The organism is Virgibacillus necropolis (genome assembly GCF_002224365.1).
GTDB lineage: Bacteria > Bacillota > Bacilli > Bacillales > Amphibacillaceae > Virgibacillus_F > Virgibacillus_F necropolis.
The window spans coordinates 1,725,494-1,746,847 of record NZ_CP022437.1 but is presented as its reverse complement, the minus strand read 5'-3'; the positions used below and the strand labels follow the sequence as shown (position 1 = coordinate 1,746,847).

The 21,354-nt window shown below is 36.4% G+C and carries 17 protein-coding genes and 1 other annotated feature; of the genes, 6 read left to right on the top strand and 11 right to left on the bottom strand.

Features of this window, described 5'->3' with window-relative positions:
* Positions 1–19: 19 nt before the first annotated feature.
* The 6 genes from CFK40_RS08125 to refZ form a co-directional block, all read right to left on the bottom strand.
* A complete protein-coding gene (locus CFK40_RS08125; protein WP_089531830.1) occupies positions 20–1,621 on the bottom strand; it encodes an amidohydrolase in 1,602 nt (533 codons plus the stop codon).
* Between the two features lie 138 nt (positions 1,622–1,759).
* Positions 1,760–1,957: an alpha/beta-type small acid-soluble spore protein gene (locus tag CFK40_RS08120; RefSeq protein ID WP_089531829.1), complete on the bottom strand. Its 198-nt coding sequence runs from the start codon at positions 1,955–1,957 to the stop codon at positions 1,760–1,762.
* A 251-nt stretch (positions 1,958–2,208) separates the two neighbouring features.
* Positions 2,209–3,408, bottom strand: coding sequence for a tRNA uracil 4-sulfurtransferase ThiI (gene thiI, locus CFK40_RS08115; protein WP_089531828.1), 1,200 nt, complete (start codon positions 3,406–3,408; stop codon positions 2,209–2,211).
* 6 nt (positions 3,409–3,414) lie between these two features.
* Positions 3,415–4,554: a cysteine desulfurase family protein gene (locus CFK40_RS08110; RefSeq protein WP_089531827.1), complete on the bottom strand. Its 1,140-nt coding sequence runs from the start codon at positions 4,552–4,554 to the stop codon at positions 3,415–3,417.
* 262 nt (positions 4,555–4,816) lie between these two features.
* Entirely contained in the window at positions 4,817–6,508 is a 1,692-nt protein-coding gene (ezrA, locus tag CFK40_RS08105; RefSeq protein ID WP_089531826.1) for a septation ring formation regulator EzrA, read from the bottom strand.
* Between the two features lie 312 nt (positions 6,509–6,820).
* Positions 6,821–7,447 (bottom strand): forespore capture DNA-binding protein RefZ, encoded by a 627-nt coding sequence (gene refZ, locus CFK40_RS08100; protein ID WP_089531825.1) that lies wholly within the window; start codon positions 7,445–7,447, stop codon positions 6,821–6,823.
* 115 nt (positions 7,448–7,562) lie between these two features.
* Here refZ and CFK40_RS08095 point away from each other — a divergent pair, with 115 nt between their 5' ends.
* The gene (locus CFK40_RS08095) at positions 7,563–8,045 is read left to right on the top strand and encodes a GAF domain-containing protein (protein WP_089531824.1); all 483 of its coding nucleotides are present in this window, start codon (positions 7,563–7,565) and stop codon (positions 8,043–8,045) included.
* A 55-nt stretch (positions 8,046–8,100) separates the two neighbouring features.
* Here CFK40_RS08095 and CFK40_RS08090 read toward each other — a convergent pair whose 3' ends face one another.
* Positions 8,101–9,945 (bottom strand): sensor domain-containing diguanylate cyclase, encoded by a 1,845-nt coding sequence (locus tag CFK40_RS08090; protein ID WP_089531823.1) that lies wholly within the window; start codon positions 9,943–9,945, stop codon positions 8,101–8,103.
* A 454-nt stretch (positions 9,946–10,399) separates the two neighbouring features.
* On the opposite strand from CFK40_RS08090, the gene rpsD reads away from it, so the two are divergent.
* A complete protein-coding gene (gene rpsD / locus CFK40_RS08085; RefSeq protein ID WP_089531822.1) occupies positions 10,400–11,002 on the top strand; it encodes a 30S ribosomal protein S4 in 603 nt (200 codons plus the stop codon).
* A gap of 555 nt (positions 11,003–11,557) precedes the next feature.
* Here rpsD and tyrS read toward each other — a convergent pair.
* Positions 11,558–12,829 (bottom strand): tyrosine--tRNA ligase, encoded by a 1,272-nt coding sequence (tyrS, locus tag CFK40_RS08080; RefSeq protein ID WP_089531821.1) that lies wholly within the window; start codon positions 12,827–12,829, stop codon positions 11,558–11,560.
* Between the two features lie 55 nt (positions 12,830–12,884).
* Positions 12,885–13,091: a binding site (T-box leader), on the bottom strand.
* Positions 13,092–13,169: 78 nt separating this feature from the next.
* The gene (locus CFK40_RS08075; protein ID WP_089531820.1) at positions 13,170–13,733 is read right to left on the bottom strand and encodes a biotin transporter BioY; all 564 of its coding nucleotides are present in this window, start codon (positions 13,731–13,733) and stop codon (positions 13,170–13,172) included.
* A gap of 130 nt (positions 13,734–13,863) precedes the next feature.
* Between CFK40_RS08075 and CFK40_RS08070 the strand changes: the two genes are divergently transcribed.
* From CFK40_RS08070 to CFK40_RS08055, 4 genes are all read left to right on the top strand, one after another.
* Complete coding sequence (locus CFK40_RS08070; protein ID WP_227001899.1) at positions 13,864–16,914, top strand: transglycosylase domain-containing protein; 3,051 nt, start codon at positions 13,864–13,866, stop codon at positions 16,912–16,914.
* A gap of 320 nt (positions 16,915–17,234) precedes the next feature.
* The gene (locus CFK40_RS08065; protein WP_089531819.1) at positions 17,235–17,888 is read left to right on the top strand and encodes a GNAT family N-acetyltransferase; all 654 of its coding nucleotides are present in this window, start codon (positions 17,235–17,237) and stop codon (positions 17,886–17,888) included.
* Positions 17,889–18,539: an acetoin utilization AcuB family protein gene (locus CFK40_RS08060; RefSeq protein WP_089531818.1), complete on the top strand. Its 651-nt coding sequence runs from the start codon at positions 17,889–17,891 to the stop codon at positions 18,537–18,539.
* Positions 18,536–19,696, top strand: a complete 1,161-nt coding sequence (locus CFK40_RS08055; protein ID WP_089531817.1) for an acetoin utilization protein AcuC — start codon at positions 18,536–18,538, stop codon at positions 19,694–19,696. The genes CFK40_RS08060 and CFK40_RS08055 overlap by 4 nt, the downstream gene beginning before the upstream one ends.
* A gap of 17 nt (positions 19,697–19,713) precedes the next feature.
* On the opposite strand, the gene motS is transcribed toward CFK40_RS08055, so the two are convergent.
* Positions 19,714–20,499 (bottom strand): flagellar motor protein MotS, encoded by a 786-nt coding sequence (motS, locus tag CFK40_RS08050; RefSeq protein WP_089531816.1) that lies wholly within the window; start codon positions 20,497–20,499, stop codon positions 19,714–19,716.
* Positions 20,489–21,313 carry a flagellar motor protein MotP gene (gene motP, locus CFK40_RS08045; RefSeq protein ID WP_089531815.1) on the bottom strand — a complete coding sequence of 275 codons (825 nt, stop codon included), beginning with the start codon at positions 21,311–21,313 and terminating at the stop codon, positions 20,489–20,491. Before motP ends, motS begins: the two co-directional genes overlap by 11 nt.
* Positions 21,314–21,354 lie beyond the last annotated feature (41 nt).

Genomic DNA, 21,354 nt, shown 5'->3' with positions numbered 1-21,354 from the left:
GAAAAAAAATCCTTACTAGTTAATAGTAAGGATTTTTTTCATAGACGATTTGGCCATTAATAACAGTCATGGCTATGTCAATTTCATGAATACGTTCTGCTTCAACTTGAAAGATATCTTCTTCTAAAATCGTGAAATCTGCATCATATCCTGCCATCAATCTCCCACGAGAACCTTCTTGATTTATCGCATAGGCACTTCCATGTGTATAGATATGGATTGCTTCATAAACGGATAATGATTCTTCTGGATAATAAGTCTTCCCGTCAAAAGAGGCCTTACGTAAAATGGCCGCCTGAATTCCAAGCAAAGGGCTTACTTCTTCTATTGGTGCATCAGAGCTTCCAGCACAATGAACCTTCTGATCAATCATTGTTTTCCAAGCATATGCAAGTCTTAACCTATCTTTCCCTAGTCGATCTATTGCCCATGGAAAATCTGATGTTACAAATAAAGGCTGTATATCAACTGCAACTGGTAACTTTTTTAATAACGCTAGTGCCCGTTCATTTAAAATTTGGCCGTGTATTAATCGATCTCGCCGACCATTCGCTAGTGGATTACGGTCAAGGATTGTTAATACTTCCTCTGCCGCTCGGTCGCCTATTGCATGAACTGCGACGGGTAGATTATGACTTCGTGCTTTCTTGATTACTTTTTCAAGGTTTTCTAAACTTAAAATTGCCACACCTTTGTTACCTGGATCATCGCTGTAATCTTCTGTTAACCATGCAGTCCGTCCTCCAATAGCACCATCAGCAAAAACTTTAACTGCTCCTAATTCCACGTATTTCGTACCATCTAACCAACCAAGTTTTTGATCAAACATATCTTGGAGAACTTCATGATGAACCAATAAATGTGCTTTGAATTTTTTATTTACACCATCTATTCCATCAATGAAGGCTTGGTAGGTTTTATCGAAGCTACCATAATAACTTAGATCCTCACTATGGCCACCAACCAGTCCTTTTGATACCAAGTCGTCTACAGCAATCTCAATTACTTTTTGTAAATAATCTTTCGAAACAGTAGGTAATGACTTTTTGATTAATTCCTGAGCTGTATCTAAAAAATAACCAGTTATATCGCCGTTATCATTTCGAACTATTATTCCACCCTGTGGATCAGGTGTGTCCTTTTGAACATTGGATAATTCAATTGCCTGGGAATTAGCCAAAAGCGCATGACGGCACACCCGTGTTAGCATAAGCGGGTTATTAGGACAGATTTCATCTAACTCAGACCTATGAATAATAACAGGATCCTCCCATTGGTTTTCATTCCATCCCTCGCCAATTAACCACTCACCCTTTGATAAATTTGCGGTTCGATTTCGTAGTGTTTCCTTTACTTCCTCAGCTGATTTCAATTGTGAAAGATCAAGCCTTAATAGCTTTTCCCCATGCATTAAAATATGTAAATGACTGTCAATAAATCCAGGTAGCATCGTTTTTCCTTGCAGGTTTATTTCGTTTTCGATGCTAGAAAAATACGTATGATACAATTTTTCGTATGTACCAACTGCGACAATTTTATCAGCTTCTGTATAGACTGCTTCTACCGCATCTCCTTCATGTTGCATCGTATAGATTTGACCACCAAACCATAAATCTCCCACTATTTATACCCCATTTCAAACGATTTATCTCTATTCGTTACTAACGTACCACGATATAGCTTTTAATAAAAGAATTAAATATGAGCTACCTCAAGTCATGAGGTAGCTCATTTAGCCATTAATTATTATATTGTTTAATTACTTTCCACCAAATTGTTGCTCAGCCATTTGTACAAGGCGTTTTGTGATTTCTCCTCCAACAGAACCGTTAGAACGAGAAGTTGTATCAGCCCCAAGGCTTACTCCAAATTCTTGAGCGATTTCATATTTCATTTGATCAAGAGCTTGTTGTACACCAGGAACTACTAATTGGTTTGAATTGTTGTTGCTAGCCATGTCAATTCACCTCCTTGATATAACTTTATATTGCGTCATAAGGAGATAAATCATTCATGAAAAAATCTGGTAGATGTTGTAATAAATTTAGGCTGCTGTTTTCGTACGCATTGTTGCTTTTTCATCTTCATAGTTAATATAAACTGTGAAGTAACAGCAACGTGATTTCCGGAACGGTTGTCCAACCATCAAACATCGTATGTTACGTATTCATTCTCTCAACAGCACATTCTTTACGAAAACAGCCTAAATTAAAATAAATCTTGGTACTGGTCTTCCTTTGTTTCTTTTGTAATTTTGATAACCTCAGTTTCCTCCACTGCTTCTTGAATTAACGCATCAAAATTGATTGTTGACTCAAAATAATTTACTTTCTCTCGTTTCGGTTTTGTTTTAGGAGCTTTTGGAACAAAGATGGTACAACAATCTTCAAAAGGACGGATCGAAATATCATAGGTGTTTATTTTTCTGGAAACATCAATAATATCAAGCTTGTCCATCGTGATTAATGGACGAATGACTGGATAATTTGTCACCTCGTTTATACAATTCATACTATCCATTGTTTGACTTGCTACCTGTCCTAAACTCTCACCTGTTGTCATAGATAATATTGATTCTTTTTTACAGATTGCTTCACTTATGCGTAACATCATTCTTCGCATAATTGTCATCGAATACCGATCAGGCATTTTTTGGAAAACTAATTGCTGAAGTTTTGTAAACGGCACAATATGCAGTCTAATGGAAGAACCGTAATTTGTTAGTTCAGATGCCAAATCCACTACTTTTTGTTTTGCACGTTCACTTGTAAAGGGCGGAGAATGAAAATGTACCGCTTCGATTGCCACACCGCGCTTCATAGCTAAATAGCCTGCGACAGGACTGTCTATACCGCCTGACAATAGTAACAATGATTTACCGGAAGTTCCAACAGGAAATCCACCTGCACCTTTTATTACGTCACACGTAATATAGGTCGCTTCCGTTCGAATTTCTATTTTCAGGTCCAAATCTGGCTGATGAACATTTACTGAATGGTCTTTTGAATTTAGTAGTAAATGTGCTCCAACTTCTTTATTGAATTCCTGTGATCGGATAGGAAATGTTTTATCAATTCGTTTTACACTGATTTTAAACGTTTTTGTTCCAGTGCTATTTTTTAAAGCATACAATGCCGCTTCCTTTATCTGTTGTTCCTCATTTGGAATTTTTATTGCTAAGCTTAAACTCTGAATTCCAAATACTTCTTTGCATTTCTCCATGACCGGTGCGGGATCTTGGCCATTTAAGTGAACAAACATTCGTCCCTGAGTTCGTTTCACCTTAACTTCTGGAAATTCTACTAAGGTGTTTCGCAAATTATCCTGAAGCTTACTATAAAATTTCTTTCTATTTTTACCCTTTAAGGCCATTTCACCATAGCGAATTAATATGTGATCAAATTCCATGTTTATCTACCCCACTACTTTTTTCAATTGCTTTATTGCTTTTTCCAATTCGATGATAAACGTATTTAGTTCTTCCTTTGTTGTATCATATGACATGCTGACCCTGAGTCCAGATATCGTACGTTCCGAGTCAAAACCTAAAGCAGCCAACACTCTACTTTCATCACTTAGCTTTGAAGAGCATGCTGATTTTGTAGAAATAAAAATCTCCTTTTCACCAAGTGCATGAATTAAGACTTCTGGTTTTAGTCCTATTACTGAGAAATTAATGATGTGTGGTGCAGCTAGCTTGGACGTATTGATTACGACATTATCTAGTTCAGCTATTCGTTGCATTGCATAATTACGTAATGCTAATAAAGCACCTTTATCTTGTTTTTCACGTTCATCAATCATTCTTATAGCTTTAACTATCGCAACTGCTCCTGCTAGGTTCTCAGTTCCAGATCGAATGGATCTTTCCTGGCTTCCTCCATGAAAAAGGGGAAACAATTTTGAACGATTTGCTATATACAGGATACCGGTTCCCTTAAGACCATGTATTTTGTGACCTGACATGGTACATAAATCAATCCCACTGTTTGATAATTGTAATGGTACTTTCCCTAAACCTTGCACATGATCAACATGAAAAGATAATTTTGGATGTTTTTTTGCAAGCTCTCCAATTTCTTGGACTGGCTGAATAGAACCAATTTCATTATTAACGTGCATAATACTTATTAGTATTGTATCTTCTCTAATCGCATTCGATACATCGTTTGCAGATACAACTCCATTACAATCTACCGGTAAGTAGGTTATATCATACCCCATTGCCTCTAAGGATTGACAAGCGTCATAAACAGAAGGATGTTCAATTTGCGAAGTGATAATATGTTTACCACGCTGTCTATGCTGTAATGCTATCCCTTTAATAGCCATATTATTTCCTTCCGTTCCACCAGAAGTAAATATAATTTCATCCTTTGCTACATGAAAGATTTGTGCTACTTGTTCTTTCGCTTTTTGCAACAATTTTTCCGCTTCCGCACCTAATTGGTGGATAGACGATGGGTTAGCAAAAAAACTTTCTGAAACTTGATTGTAACTTCGTAGTACGGATGGGTGGGGCTTGGTTGTTGCACTATTGTCTAAATAAATCATCTATCCATCTCCCATCTTTTTCTTCCAACTTTATACATGCTAAACACTAATGAAGGCTGACTTAAGACCAAGGATAACTCCTCGTTCATAAGACAGCCTTTGTTATAATTTATCAATTGAAAACCCGATTAGCTCCCATTTCAATTTCAAGTCTTAAACGTTAATTAATATATCTGAACCTATAGTATCTTGTTTATTTTTATACATATTCTGTTCTTTGTCAACTTGTCCAATTAATGTGATGCATAATTAGGTGCTCATATTAACTAGATACCTCTTTATATTCTTCAATACGTTTTAGTGATCCAGGCTCCACTTCTTCTACTGCTTTTGCGGCATGTTCTAAGGATAACTCATATTCGTATGATCTAAATAATCGCTCAGATTCTGCAAGCTTTGCAGCCAGAAGGGGATACCTACTACGATACCTATTTGCATATTGAATGACCTGTTCTGTTAAATGTGCCTGTTCTAAAATGAAATCAGTTTGCTCTACAACATGATCAACACTTTTATTTGCCTCCGTTAGTGCACGTTGTACTACAGCCATATCAAGTGGCTTTGATTCTAGCGCTTTTAACACACGATCATTTTTTTCACTAGTAGCCTCTACCAAATTCCAGATGAAAGTTGGTACACCTGGTACATTACTTTTCTTCAGCTTTCGAATCGTGTTGTATACCTGGTTTTTCATTTCTTCTAATTTCTGTTTTGCTTCTAGTTCATCTTTTCTCAGATTATGAATGAACTTTATAAAATCATCATGTTGTTGTGTTAACGATTCTATTTGCTGCAAATTATCATCTAGCTTATCGCGTATCTGCAAATGGGATACATCTTGATCCTCTAGGTTTGCTGATAGTTCGACAAATTGTTTTTTTAGGAGTGTAATCGTTTTTTCGAGTATCAAATATTTCTCCACGTCACTATCTTCAAAGTAATATGTTTCTCTTAACATATCCACTTCCGATTTAGTATGTTGAAATTTCGTTTCTATATTATCAACTTTTTGACGATACATTGGTATTTTGTTTTCTATGTAACTTTTAGCTATTGCTTCATTTTCCAATAGTTGATACATATCTTTAATTCGTTCATCAATTTCCGTTATTGTTTCTTTTGCAATAGTTATATTCCCTTTTTCAACAGAATTGACACAATCCAATAATCGTCCTTGATAGTTTCGGATTTCTTTTTCAAGTCCAAGGTGCTCGATACGATAACCACTTTCTTTCATATCCCTTATTCCTGAAATTAAATCATCTAATTGATTTGGTAGTATTTCCTTACACGCTTTATATAATTCTGGGAACTCATCCATTTCAACTTGTAAATTCTCTATTTGCAGTTTTAGATTATCCACAATCTGTTGGGCTTCGAGATAATCTCCTGATTCAGTCAATTCACGATATCTACGAAGATATTCTTCTATTTCATCAAGTTCTACGTCAAAGCGCGCTTCAGCTTTACCATATTGATAACGTGTTTGTGATAGTTTTTTTCTTAATCCTTTTATTTCAGGTTCTAACCCTTTTATCTCTTTTCTACTTGTTTCTTCAGACGTTATTAGTTCATCTAGCTCAAGTAACATTTTTTCAATATCTTTTTCAATAGATTGTAATGTTTGTTCAACTTTTCGTAATGTTTTTTTCGCTGTAGGAAAACGATAGCGATCTGCGGCTTCCTCTGCATCAAATAAATATTCTTCTATATCCGGAAGTTGCTTTGTCACAATGTATTCCCAGTGTTCTTTCCAGGATTCAAATTTTTCTTGTGTTTCCCCTGAAAGGTTTAATTTTTTAATCTGGGCGAGTTGTGAAGCGGTATTACGATTCATAATGTCCATTTTCCAGCTTTCTTGCCGATCAACAACATCATATATTCTTTTACGTAAAATGAGTCCGACAATAATTAGTGCAATAATAACGAGTACGATTCCAATGATATATGCCATTTAAAGCCTCCTAACTATATTCCTGAATAAGAGGATGTTCTTTTTTATAGATTCTCTCCAAGAACAGGTACCATCTAAGTTTAATAATTAAAGTGCATGTTCAAAAAGTCGGCAAATTAGAAACAAGAAGTTCAAGGCGCGAAGATTTTGAGAACCGGAAAAACTGCGCAACAAAGAAATTCGCGGTTTATCATTTGGTGACTTTTTGGACAACCTCTTAAAGTTAATTCTGAGATTATTATACTAATGATACCATGTAAATAGCATTTTTGGCTAAAAAATTACAAATAAATTGATGATTTTACGTATTTTTTACTGATTTACAAAGTGAACGGTTTCTGTAGTGATAAAATCTAACCATTTATGAATAACTTTTGTGTAGTTTTGGGCAAATAAATCATGTGATGTTTTTCCGGCCACCTGATTTTTCCACTCATTTTGTAAAACATAAGGTGTGATCAACATACCTTTTAATTGCATGAGCAAAAATTGATGTTCCGTATTACCTTTGTAATTTTTTGGTAAGCTTTCAAAAAATGTATTGCTTATAAAGTAATTTTCCTTAGCCAAGTACGTCACAGCCATCTCCCGTACAAATATGGAGTCAATAGACAGCTCTCGATGGATAAAACAAGAAAATTGATGATTATTTTGTTTATATTGTATAATAGTATCTATTAATAATTTCAGTTTATTTAAAGGTAATTCTGTTTCCGCTTTTAGTAGTGTTTCTTCCATTTTAGTTAGATATGTTTCATAGTAGTTTGTTACGGCATGCTCCAATAAGCCTTGTTTACCTTTAAAGTAATAGCTAATTAGTGACACATTTACAGAGGCCTTGTCCGCTATATCCCTAACTGAAGTACCATGGAAGCCTTTTTGAAAAAATAAAGATGACGCAGCATCTACCACTTTTTGCTTGGTTGGATTCTTTTTCATCGAAATTCAACTCCTTATAGTTATTTTACGACAGAGTAAGCTTTAATCCTGCAATTTCTTCTCGACAATTAACGCAGGGGGCAAGTCGAATTTTATCAAAGAAAGGAAGATGTATATGTTTCAAACAAGTAGTTACTCAGGAGATCGTGTAAAGGATTACGAATTGTTGCTACAACAGGTAAAAGCATTATTGAACGATGAACCTGATCACGTCGCCAATTTATCGAATGCATCAGCACTTTTAAATCAATTTCTAGAAAATGTGAATTGGGTAGGATTTTATATATATAAAGATACCGAATTGGTTCTAGGTCCATTCCAAGGACTTCCTGCTTGTATTCGAATTCCAACTGGTAAAGGGGTATGTGGAACTGCTGTTGAAACAAAAGAAACCCAAGTGGTTGCCGATGTTAACGCATTCCCTGGACATATAGCATGTGATAGTGCCAGCCAATCAGAAATTGTCGTACCTTTAGTTGTTAACGATGAAATTTATGGTGTATTAGATATCGATAGTCCAAGCACCAATCGATTTGACGAAACAGATAAAAAATATATAGAGAAATTCGCTGCAATTGTGCAATCCTCGTTAAACTAACAAAATGCTTTCCAAAACGATCTGATGTTTTGGAAAGCATTCTTTTTTAACTAGACTAATTTCGAATACGCATTTCAATTATTTCTTTTACTACACAATTCTTGCCCGTTTTCTTAGCTGCATATAATGCTTTATCTGCTCGTACAAACAATTCTTTCGCATTTACTTTTTTTGTATAGTCCCATGTAGCAACTCCACAGGATAATGTTACCTTAGGATTTGTAAAATTTTCAGCCTGTTTTCTTATTTGAGTAGCGATATGAACTCCTTCGTCAATCGTTGCATTTGATAAATAAATAGCTAGCTCTTCCCCTCCCCAGCGGGCTGGAACATCATTGTCACTTGTATGCGCACGCACGATAGAGGCAACTTGAATAATTACTTCATCACCAATATGGTGTCCAAACGTATCATTAATTCCTTTAAAGTCGTCAATATCTATAACAATAAGTGTGCCCTTTTCATCTCTTTTTAGATGCATTTGAATTTCTTCTTCTAAATGGCTGCGAGAATATAACTGTGTTAAATAATCCGTTATCGCTACTACTTTTAACTTTTCATTTAATATAGAGTTTGTCAATGCTAACGTGTAATGCTGGACTAGCGATTGCATAAGCTTGAAGTTATCAAAAGAAAAGGCGTATTTAGTTTGTTTAATAATAATTAGTACACCATGTATTGTACCCGCATGTAACATTGGGATAGCCATCAGAGAAGGAAAGGAAAAATCAGTTTCATTTATTGTATAGTTTCCACTAATTATTGGTTCCTTCGTCGTCATTACTTGATTGAAAATAAAATTTGCGCTCTCTTCTCCGCTACTTGTAAAAAAGTAATTTGTACTTCCGGATAAAACGTTTATCATGTGATGTTGTGTTTCTCCCGTATAGATAAACCCAACTTGTGTGGCTCCACAAGCTTCTATTATTTTTTCACGAACGATAGTAGTAATTTCAACAATTTTTAAGTTTGAGTTCAATGCGTGCGTCGCATCATTTATTAGCTTTAAATCCTCAACCAAATGCTTTGAATTCTGATAAAGTGTAGCACTTTCAATTGCTTTTCCCGCTACAGTCGCAAACTGTCCGATAAACTCAATTTCCTTTTGCGGAAAATCTACCGAATTTGGTGTAACAATTTGTAAAACACCATAGACACCTTGCTTTCCTTTTAGTGGCGCATATAGACAAGTCTTTTTATCTTTCAAACGATCTTCTAATTGGACTTCCCCAGTTATAAAGGCTTGTGTACTAACTCGCTTTGTTGCATCATCACTATATTCTATCGTCCTAATCGGTAAAGATGTCTCTTCCTCATAGTCTTGGGACAATAAAATATGATAATTAAAGTTAGGATACCATTTATCCATTGCCTTTGTAATTTCTGTCAGAATACTTTTTTTGGAGAAGACCGAGTAAAACTTAGTCGTAATTTCGAATAAAAAAGCATTTCTTTCTTCCTTCTCTTTACTCATTTTATCGTAATTAAATATGTTTAACACATTTTTTAATTCTTCTTTGATTATATCTAAGGTTTCCTTATTAAATCTGTCATCATTTTGGTGATATGCTAGAAACAAAAAAGCATTTGGTTCAGTTTTTGCATGCAAGAACTGAGTTCGCGTTTTTAAATCATGAATGTTTCGATTAAAATAGTTATCTATGGGTACACCTTCAACTAATTGTTTTCTTAATTCGTTATGCCGATCACCTGTTACACGGTTATATGTTTGTTCCCAGTGATTATAAGAATAAATAGCCACATATGGAACATTTAATAGATCTTGTAGTTGAATCGAAACCTGGTTTAATAACTGAACATAAGAGGTGGTTGCTATATCTGAAATAAGTTCAAAGAAAATATTCCTCATACTTTCCTTTAGTTGACTTTGATTTATCATCAGTGATCACCTATCATCAAATGAATTTTCGTTACCTTTTTTAGTAAACTTTTCAATTATTATATATTGATTATATAGTAAATAGGAATTTTTTCCTATATTAAGGTATGTAAAGCTATATTCTTTTTTAGCTTTTTTTAACAGTTAAGAAAGTTTAAATCCCTTCTTACTTCATGAGTGCAATTAAGGCTTGGCGATAAGCCAAGTTTTCTAATAAGCATTTGTGCAGAAATGATTGACTTTTATATAATAAACTTATATACTATTCTTTGTGTAAAATAAAAAGGTAGCCTTTGTGAACCGACGCTTGTTATCATTTTGTTCCTCAAATTAGAGGTGTATCGTGTAACTCTCTGCTGCTGGAGCGATGGTACATGAAAACAAAATGAGCAGACGGATAGGAACACGGTCGCTTATTTTTATGCAAATAAAATAATAAAGGAGGAAATGTCCTATGTCACGTTTTACTGGATCAGTCTGGAAAAAATCACGTCGTCTTGGCATTTCATTAACTGGAACTGGTAAGGAATTAGACAAACGCCCTTACGCTCCTGGTCAACATGGACCAAACCAAAGAAAAAAAATCTCTGAATACGGCTTGCAACAACAAGAGAAGCAAAAACTACGCTTCATGTACGGATTGAACGAACGTCAATTCCGTAATTTATTTGTCCAAGCAGGTAAGCAGAAAGGTATTCATGGTGAAAACTTCATGATTCTACTTGAATCACGTTTAGATAACCTTGTATACCGTGCAGGTCTTGCACGCACACGTAGTCAAGCGCGTCAGCTTGTAAACCACGGCCATGTAACTGTAGATGGCAGACGTGTTGATATTCCATCATACCGTCTAAAACCAAGTCAGGTATTTAGTCTACGTGAAAAGTCACAAAAACTTGACATCGTTAAAGAAGCAATCGAAGTTAATAACTTTGTTCCTGATTATCTATCATTCGATGCAGATAAAATGGAAGGAAGCTATACACGTTACCCAGAACGTACTGAGCTTCCAGCAGAAATTAACGAAGCACTTATCGTTGAGTTCTACTCTCGTTAAGAAGCACTTAAAAAGCAAGGTCCATTACAACATGGACCTTGCTTTTTTATTTTGGCTGTTTTCGTATAGTTTGTTGCTCATACCACCGAAGTTGATATAAAATGCGACGTAACTAAAATTCATGTTCGTTGCACTGCAACCGTTCTGGAAATCCACTACGCTTTCCGCGGGCTCGCGCTGAGCCTCCTCGATCGCAAAGACCGCTCACTGCGGGGTCTCATCGTCTTCGCTTTCTAAGCAGGAGTCTACGTGGATTTCCTTCACTAGGTTTGGGCTTAACAATTTAAATTTACTTGGTAGTTTACTTCATACAGGTATTCAGCAATTTATGGAAGTTGTTTGGAGCGGAGGACCGTTGACTCCTGCGGGAACAGCACGTGTCTGAAGACCACGCGGAGTGGGTTTCTCGAGGAGGCTGAAGCCGTGCCCGCGGAAAGCAACGGTCCGCAGCGGAAAACAACCAGCAGTTACGTTGTAATGTACTTCCGTAGCAGTATGTTACGTCGCATTCTATATCTTTTGTGTCAAAAACAACAATCTTTTAGAAAACAGTCTTTATTTATAACTTATTAAATAATACTTCTTCTTTCCTCTTCGTATAATTGTAAACGTATCTTCAATGCGATCAGTCTTTGTTACCGTATGCTTTAAATCCTGATTTCTTTCGCCATTGATGTAAATAGCTCCATTACTAATATCTTCTCTAGCCTGTCTTTTTGATGATGATATTTTCACTTCAACAAGTAAATCAATTAAACCAATATCCTCTTTATTTACGTGATATGTTGGCACATCTTTGAATCCTTGCTCAATTTCTTGTTTAGAGAGAGATTTTAAATCTCCACTAAATAACGATGCGGAAATCTTTTGAGCTTGATCAACCGCTTCTTGTCCATGGACTACCCTTGTTATCTCTTCCGCCAAACGTTTTTGAGCTAAACGCTCTTCCGGTTTATTTTCTACGGTATCAATCAATGTATCGACTTCTTCTTGCTCCAAAAATGTAAAATACTGGATAAACTTAATGACATCACGATCATCTGCATTAAACCAAAATTGATAAAATTCATATGGAGTCGTTTTTTCAGGATCCAGCCAAATAGCCCCACCAGCCGTTTTTCCAAATTTGGTTCCATCAGCTTTAGTAATCAAAGGAACAGTCAATCCAAATACTTTTGTTTCCTCTTCTAAATTCTCACGTGAACGACGAATTAATTCCATTCCAGCAGTAATATTCCCCCATTGATCACTTCCACCAATTTGCAATGTACAATTTTCCTGCTCGTAAAGTTTTAGGTAATCAAGCGATTGTAAAATCATGTAACTAAATTCAGTAAAGGAAATTCCTTGCTCAATTCGAGCTGAAACAGATTCTTTTGCAAGCATGTAATTGATACCAAAATGCTTCCCAGCATCTCGGAGGAAATCTATTACTGTCATACTCGCTAGCCAATCATGGTTGTTTCTTGCTACTGCAGCGTTTTCTCCGTTATCAAAATCCAGTAAGTTAGCTAATTGCTGTTTAATTTTTTCACTATAGCCTTTCACAATAGTATCCTCATTTAATGAACGTTCAGATGAGCGTCCACTTGGATCACCAATCATCCCTGTTCCCCCGCCAACTAATGCTATTGGACGGTGACCTGCTTTTTGGAATCTTTTTAACATATAAACCGGTAAAAGGTGACCAATATGTAAACTATCGGCAGTTGGATCAAATCCACAGTACAATGTCACTTGGTTTTCTTTTAGATGTTTTGCTAATCCTTCATTATCAGTGGTCTGATGAATCAAACCGCGTTTTTCTAGATCTTGTAATACAGTCATTTTCTTCACGCTCCTGTTATACTTTTTAAATATTAAAAAACTCCCCCCTTTCTGGTAAAGGGACGAGAGTTTATTCGCGGTACCACCCTTGTTGCATAGAAATGCCACTTTGGGGTTTTTAACGATGGGGGTTTCACCGTTTCTACTAAGTAGAAAAAGCTCCAGATTGTAATTCGCTTGCAAATGTATGTTAGCTTCCACCACCCGCTAACTCTCTTTAAAATGGATTTGCAAAACTACTTCGATCTTTCGTTGCATTTACATATATAATTAGAACTACTATTATTTATTGTTACCACATTAAGCAAAAAATTGCAATATAATCGCAAACCTCGAGCTCTTATACTCGATGTTGTGTTAACAATACGTTCGCTTGATCTAGCCTTTTTCTAACAACAATCCCAATCCAGCTAGCTAGGAATGCTTTTATCAGTCCAACTACAATAAATGGATAAACGCCAGATACAAGCGCTACAGACCAACTTAAATCTAACACAAATTTTAGTTGCAATGTACCACATAAAAGAATTATAACCATACCAATCGTATTCGCTAGCATAGCCATCTTAACGGTATAACTACTTTTTTCTAAAATATAGCCTATTACGTATGCAGCAATTATAAATCCGAAAATGTAGCCACCCGTTGGACCTAACAAAACGTGCAGCCCACCGCTAAACCCAGCAAAAACTGGTGCACCTACTGCACCAATAGCGGCATAGCACATCATCGCGATTGCGCCTAATCTACTTCCTATTATAGTGGACGTTAACCCAACCGCTAATGTTTGTCCACTAATTGGAACGAGCGGTAAAGGAATTTCAATTTGCGCCAAAACTGCTGTAACCGCTGCAAACATGGAGCAAACGATCATACTTCTTAAGTTATACTTGTTTCTATTCATACAAATCAGCTCCTTATGTAAACCTATATAAAATTAGGTTAACATAAATAATGGAATTTTAAAAGAATTATTATTTTTACTAGATAGCTAGTATGGTATAATATGGTGTGAATATTTAGGAGGGCTAAATATGAATATGGATATGGATAAAATAAAAAAACTAATAAATGATTCCTATCAAAAGATAAAAACCCAGTGGAATGAAGGTAAAATTCAGCGCACGTCGCGGGTTACATATGATGTCACATGGAACATTATTTTGTTCTTTATTATTATAGGTGTTGTTGGTTTATTTTTTGCAGGTGGTGTCGGCGCAGGATACTTTGCTTCCTTAGTAAAGGATGAACCGATACGAAGCTACGAAAGCATGGAAGCGGATATTTACAACTATGAAGAAACATCGACATTATATTTTGCAGAAAATAAATACTTTGGTGATATAAGATCCAATATTATGCGTGAAGAGGTGAAACTTGAGAATGTTTCAGATACACTGATTCAGGCAGTTATAGCGACAGAAGATCGTAACTTTAAAGAACATGAAGGTGTAGTGCCTAAAGCGATTTTACGTGCGATTGTTCAAGAAGCAACAAATGCTGCTGTTAAAACTGGTGGTAGTACATTAACACAGCAGTTGATTAAGAACCAGATCTTAACAAACGAGGTATCTTTTGAACGAAAGGCAAAAGAAATTTTACTTGCATTGCGATTAGAACGATTCTTTGATAAAGAGGAAATTTTAGAAGCATACCTTAATATTGTACCTTATGGTAGAGAAGCATCTGGAAGAAACATTGCAGGAATTCAGACGGCAGCACAAGGAATTTTTGGTATAGACGCAAAAGATTTAAACCTTCCACAAGCAGCCTACTTAGCTGGACTTCCGCAAAGTCCATCCTATTATACGCCATTTAAAAACAGTGGTGGATTAAAGGATCCAGGAGCACTTAAGCCTGGACTAAACCGAATGGGAACAGTATTAAATCGTATGTATGAAGCCGAATATATTACAAAGGAAGAGTATGAAAAAGCTTTAAAATACGATATTGTAGCTGATTTTAACCTTGAATCGGAAACGCCAATGGACCAATACCAATATCTTATGTACGAAGCAGAAAAACGGGCAAAGAAAATACTTGCTAAACAAATTGCTTCAGAAGATGGATATACGCTAGAAGATTTACAAAATGATGAAAAACTAAATGAAGAATACATGATTCTTGCAGATCGAGCACTACGTAAAAATGGTTATGAGGTTCATACAACCATCGATAAAGAAATCTATGTAGCACATCAGGAAATCATTAAAAACTATAAAAATTATGGCCCTGATAGAACATATTCCGTTACAGACGAAGAAACTGGTGAAGAGGTAAAAGTTGTTGAACCGGTTCAGGTAGCTGGAATGTTAATTGATAATAATACGGGGAAAATTATTAGTTTCATCGGTGGTCGCGGCTACTCACCTGAAAATACCTTCAACTATGCGACTGAAGCAAAACGTTCGAATGGTAGTACGATGAAACCATTACTTGATTACGCTCCTGCTTTTGAAACAGGCATACTACAGCCTGGGACTCCTTTAGCAGATGTAAGAACGTATTATGGTAAATACTCACCCGATAACTATTCTGGTAGCTTTAATGGTATTGTTTCTGCGCGAAAAGCTCTTGCAGAATCGTTTAACGTACCCGCTATAGCAGTATATAATAAACTAATGAACAAGGGTATTGGTCAAGAATATATTGAAAAAATGGGTATCTCAACAATTAAGGATGCAGAATATAGCAATCTTGTACTAGGTATCGGCGCTACAACACGCGGAGTTACTATTGAAGAGAACATCAATGCCTATAACACATTTGCCAATGGCGGTGAGTTTGTCGATGGCTATATGATTGATAAAATAACCACAAATGACGGTAAAGTAATTTATGAACATAAAACAAAGCCAGTTAAGGTGTTCTCGCCACAAACAGCCTATTTAACGTTGGATGTGTTGCGTGATGTACTTGATTATGGTACTGCTACCTATTTACAATCACAGTTGAACACTGCATCATCTGTTGATTGGGCTGGAAAGTCTGGTACTTCAGAGAACTGGCATGATTACTGGTTTATTGGAACAAATCCAAATATAACAATGGGAACTTGGATTGGCTATGATACACCATCCCCCCTCAACAACTGTGATAATTGTGCGCCTTACAACGAGCGAAACATGAAGCTATGGGCAAAGCTAGTTAACAAAGCAACAGAAATTAATCCTGAGTTAATGGCTCCAGAAGCTAATTTTGAACGTCCAGATGGAATTGTAGAAAGAAGTTATTGTGCAATATCTGGAAAGCTTCCATCAGACCTTTGTAGTAAAGCAGGGCTTGTGTACAGTGATTTATTTAATGCAAAATACGTACCAACCGAAACGGATGATAGTTTAATTACTGGGTCATATGTACTTGTAGATGGTAAAGCAGTTGTCGCTGGACCTAAAACACCACAAGAATTCGTAAATGGCAATGGGTTAACATTTAATCCTGAATTCTTAAAGAAAAACAATTATGATAGGCTAAATGATTTAACGAAGCTATTCCCAGCAAAAGATCGTGCGAAATGGGAAAGAATTGGTGTACCGAGTGGTGAGGTTGGTTCGACTATCGCGGATGACGGTAAAGCACCTGCAACTCCGTCTTCCATTAAAAAGTCTGGTGGCAATCTAACTTGGAATGACTCAAGTAGTAAAGATGTGGTTGGTTATCGCATCTACCGTGCATCAAAGCCAGATGGCGCATTTTCATTAATCGGAAATACAACGTCAACTAGCTTTGGCGTAAGTGATGGCAATGCGGTATATCGTATAAAAGCAGTAGACTACTTTGGCATGGAGTCAACGGCTTCAGAAGGAGTTGTGGTAGGAGACCTCTCTAAACCAGAACCAGATCCAAAGCCAGAGCCGAAACCTGAGCCAGATCCTAAACCGGAACCTAAACCAGAGCCTAAACCTAAACCTGATCCTAAGCCTGATGAACCAAAAGACCCGAATGAACCTAAAAAGCCAGAGGATAAAGAAGACCCACCTACTGATCCAGGAGATGGACCAGTAACACCTCCAGTAGAACCACCAGCGCAAGGCGATGGTGATACTGAGGTTAAAAAAGACCCCGATAAAAATAAAGAAGAATAGATATTTTAACCAGCCTGCTAGGGAATAAAACCCTACAGGTTGTTTTTTTATTACACTGATAATAGATAAGTGCAGCTAAAGTGTTTAGCCATAAAAGCTTTGTGATAAGCCGAATTTTCTAAAATAAATGACATCAACTCAAAATTTTTCAGTCTTTTACTAAAAATGAAGACGCTTATCCTGTATAATAGAAAATAATGATAGCTAACCTATTTTTCACTTAAGGAAACCCTATTAGTTTTTAAGGATTTAAGTATAGGAGAAACTTAGCCATTCGGGAGCGAATGCCAAGTTTTTACTAAGGAGTAGGCGGTGAAAATATGAATCATGTGAAATCCCATCAATTATTAACACACGACACTACCCATGGACAACTAACAATTGAGGGGCCACTACCATCATCAGAACTCGAAAATTATCACTTTCATGAACAGTTAACTGCATTTCGTACAGCACCTAAACAATTCAAGGCTGTTCTTAACATCGCAGATTTTCCAGAAGGTCGAATAATCATTGCTCGAACCGAAGATACAATTGTTGGCTATGTCACCTATTTACATCCTGATCCGCTTGAACGATGGTCAGAATTTAACATGGAGGATTTAATTGAGCTAGGAGCAATTGAAGTTATACCTAAATACCGCGGTTCTAAGGTTGCTTCAGGTCTATTAAAAGTGTCTATGATGGATAACTTTATGCAAAATTACATCGTTATTTCAACTGAGTATTATTGGCATTGGGACCTAGACGGAACAAAACTAAGTATATGGGATTACCGAAAAGTTATGGAAAAAATGATGGCTGCTGGAGGCCTTCTTCCTGCACCAACAGATGACCCTGAAATTATCTCTCATCCCGCCAATTGTTTGATGGTAAAAATTGGCGAGAATGTTCCAGAAGAATCGATTAGGCAATTCGATAAACTACGATTTTTACAACGTCATCAGTATCGAAAAATGAGGGAGGGATTATAGGTGCTAGTTGAAGAAATTATGAATACAAATGTGATCACCCTACCACCTACAGCAACAATTGCTGAGGCGGCTAAGCAGTTGCAGGAAAATAGAATTAGGCATATCCCAATTATTGATAGTAAAACACAAGTAATTGGAATTGTTTCGGACCGTGATGTTCGGGATGCAAGTCCATCTATCTTTTATCAGAACTCTAAAGAGAATATTCTACAAAATGAAATTCAAACAATTATGAGTCACCCAGTTATTACCGTACATCCTCTTGATTTTGTTGAAGAAGTTGCTGGTATCTTTTATGATGAGGAATTTGCTTGTGTACCCGTAGTTCGTGATAACAAACTGGTTGGTATAGTGACAGAAAAAGATATGTTATACACGCTCATACACATAACTGGTACAAATGTGCAAAGCTCACATATAGAGGTAAAAGTTCCGCACAAACCTGGAATTCTACCTGAAGTTGCATCTGTCTTTGGTAAACGTAAAGCCAATATTATATCTGTGCTTGTCTATCCATATAAAAATGATCCGAACTATAAGGTTCTAGTCTTTAGAATCCAAACCATGAATCCTACGCCTGTTATTGATGATTTGCGAAAAGCTGGTTTTGAATTAATGTGGCCAAATAATATTACGGGGCCAAAATCATGACTTGCAATGCTTCATTTATTTTTTCAGATGCCATGCTACAGTATCATTTTCATGCGGATCATCCATTTAATCAAAAACGTGTTATTCTTGCAAAGGATTTACTAGTTGCATCAAAAGTATTAAGCAATGATGAAATTGTTTCTCCCCGAAAGGCCACGGCGGAAGAACTATTATTGTTTCATGATCCGGAATACATACAGGCTATACAAAAAGCTAGTACTGGTCTCCTCAAAAAAAATGAAGGACTGGAATTCGGAATTGGCACGGAAGATACCCCTGTTTTCGAAAATATGCACGATGCATCAAGTTATTTAGTTGGTGGTACGTTAACAGCTGTTGATAATGTATTAGAAGGAAAGGTTGATCATGCACTTAATCTTGGTGGTGGTTTACATCACGGGTTCAAACGTAGAGCCTCAGGATTCTGTATTTATAATGATGGTGCAGTTGCGATAAAATACATTAGAGAAAAGTATGACTTAAAAGTGCTATACGTTGATACAGATGCACATCATGGAGACGGTGTTCAATGGGCTTTCTACGAGGATCCCAATGTATGTACATTTTCCATCCACGAAACCGGCCGATACCTTTTCCCTGGAACAGGTAATATTAATGAACGGGGTGTCAAAGAAGGACATGGCTATTCATTTAATCTGCCAATCGATGCTTTTACCGAAGATGAATCGTTCTTACAGCTCTATGAAGCGGCCTTCAGAGAGATTGCTGACTACTTTCAACCTGATATTATCGTGACGCAAAATGGAGCAGATGCGCATTGTTATGATCCATTAACCCATTTATGTGGTACGATGAACATTTATGAGAAGATACCGACACTTGCCCACGAGCTGGCGCACCAATATTGTGGCGGTAAGTGGATTGCCTTAGGTGGAGGCGGTTATGATACATGGCGTGTAGTTCCCCGTGCTTGGGCTCAGGTTTGGAATGTGATGAAGAGTGGCGATCATCTGGTTGGCAGTTTACCAAAAGAATGGATCACTAAATGGCAACCTGAATCTCCCGTTGAATTACCAACAAGCTGGCAAGATAGCAAAAGTATCGTACCAACTATTCCGCGTAAAGAAGAAATCAACGAAAAAAACTATAAAATGCTCCTTAGTACATTGAAATATACAAAAAAAGCGAGAAGGTGAACGTAAGCCTTCTCGCTTTATGCTGGGTCCTGATTATTTTCTAGTATAACGATTTCAACACGCCTATTCTTGCTCATACCTTCTGGGCTATCATTTGGGGCAAGTGGCTTTGTATCACTATAGCCAACAATTAAAAATCGGGATTGCTCAAAGTCTTTTTCCTCCACTAAATAACGAACCACACTACTTGCTCGCGCTCCTGATAATTCCCAGTTAGAGGGGTAGCGGAAACTTGACATCGGTTTACTATCTGTATGACCTTCCACTTTTATCTGGTTTGGTATTTTCGTTAACAATGATCCAATCTTATTTAAAAAAGGTTCACCAGATGAAAGAATCTCCGCTTTACCGGAGTCAAATAGAATAAATTCTTGCAGTACCAAAACCACCCCACGTTCATTCCTGCTTGCAGAAATAACGTTATTTAAGTTATTTTCATCTAAATATTGTTCCACATCCATCATTAGCTTATCTAAAGTATCTTCTTTTTCAATCTTTTCATCGTCTTGATCCGTAACATTTTTTAACTGTGTAGGATTCTCGAATTCATTTGAGTTTTTACCGCTTTCCAAATCACTTGTATTCTCTGTCGGGTTTTCCATTGGAACTGGTGAGGGATAAAAGTCAAATATCATGCGATTTTTAAATGACTCTGAAATAGCTTCAAACTTTACTAAATTAATTTGGGACATGGAAAAAAGTAAGATGAAAAAAACAAGAATCAACGTTATCATATCTGAATACGTAACCATCCATTTTGGAGCACCAGTTGATTTAGAACGCTTTAATGGTCTACGCTTCATTTATGCTCTCCTCCACTGGTGTGGATTCTTTTCCACTTACATCACTTTTTTTAACTTCTTCGGATAAGAAAGCACTTAATTTTTCTTCAAGTATCCGAGGGTTCTGCCCAGACTGAACCCCGATAACACCTTCAATAATAATTTGTTTTATAAATACTTCTTCTTCTGTTTTTATTTCCAATTTATTTGTCATTGGGATGAATACTAGATTCGCTAAAACTGTACCATATAACGTTGTTAGTAATGCTACTGCCATACTAGGGCCAAGTGAACTAGGGTCTTGTAAACTGTTCAACATAAGGACTAAACCTATTAGTGTTCCAATCATTCCCCATGCTGGTGCATACTCCCCCGATTTTTCTAAAATTATCCGTCCTTTATAATGTCTATCTTCCATTGCCGTAATTTCAGCATTCATGATATCACTAATTACTTTAGGCTCAATTCCGTCAACAGCTAGTAATATTCCTTTTTTTATAAAAGGGTCATCAACATTGTCTAACTCGTTCTCAAGCGCCAGAATACCTTCTCTTCTAGCACGCTCTGATAATTTTATAAATAATTGAATAAGTTCTGGAAGTCGCTGATTATCTTGATAAAAAGCTTCTTTCATAACTTTTATTGTTAATTTAATTTGTTCCATCTTAAAATTAATCAATAGAGATGCAACAAGACCACCAATTACAATAAAAATAGATGCTACATCAAGGAACGAAATAAATCCTTCAGTTCCGCTATTTGTTAAGATGGCCATCATTATCATGATAAATCCTAATGTTATGCCGATTGGAGTTAAAATATCTCTTTTTCTCATGTACTCTCTCCTAATGTGCTAGTAAATCATATAAGATTTAC